Annotated in this window: 1 protein-coding gene; it reads right to left on the reverse strand. The window is 69.3% G+C overall.

From position 1 onward, the window contains the following. On the reverse strand, nucleotides 1–821 hold an 821-nt coding region (locus A5756_RS02580; RefSeq protein ID WP_156659168.1), incomplete at both ends, for an AMP-binding protein.

Genomic DNA, 821 nt, shown 5'->3' on the forward strand with positions numbered 1-821 from the left:
AAGAAGTCGTCATCGAGTCCGACCCGATCCTGGCCCAACACCTGGGCGAAGACCTCGGCCACGATTTTCTCGGTCTCGGTGTGCGGCGCCCGGAACGGCGCAATGGCCACCACCGGCGCCGGCAGCGCCCGACGATCGACCTTGCCCGACGAGGTCAACGGAACTTCTTCGAGCACAATAATTTCCGCCGGCACCATGTAATCGGGCAACCGCGCACCCGCGTGCTGGCGCACCGCCGCGGGATCGGGGCGCGGCACCCCACTGACGTAGCCGATGAGGCGATCACCGGTGGCGCCGTGGTGCACGGCGGCCGCGGCCTGAACGACCTGCGGGCACGCCAGCAAGGTGTTCTCGATCTCACCCAGTTCGATGCGCTGCCCCCGCAACTTGATCTGGGCATCGGTGCGGCCCAAGTACTCCAGCACACCCGCAGACGTCCAGCGCACCAAATCCCCGGTGCGATACATCCGCGCCCCCGCACCCCCAAACGGGTTGGCCACAAACCGTTCCGCAGTCAGGTCCGGCCGCTTGACATAACCGTGGGCGATGACGCGCCCGGCCAGATATAGTTCGCCCGCCACCCCGATCGGGGCCGGGTTCAGCCGCGCGTCGAGCACCAGCGCGCACACCCCCGGGATCGGGGTGCCGATGCTCACCGGCTGCCCCGCCGACAGCGGCGCAGTGGACGTGGCGCAGATGGTGGTCTCGGAGGGGCCATAGCCGTTGAACATCCGCCGACCCGGCGCCCAGGCGCCGACCAACTCCGCCGGGCACGCCTCTCCCGTGGTAACCAGCGTGTCGAGTCCGTCCAGCCGGGCCCG

Source organism: Mycobacterium sp. 852002-53434_SCH5985345 (assembly GCF_001667155.1).
In the GTDB taxonomy this organism is placed as follows: Bacteria; Actinomycetota; Actinomycetes; order Mycobacteriales; family Mycobacteriaceae; genus Mycobacterium.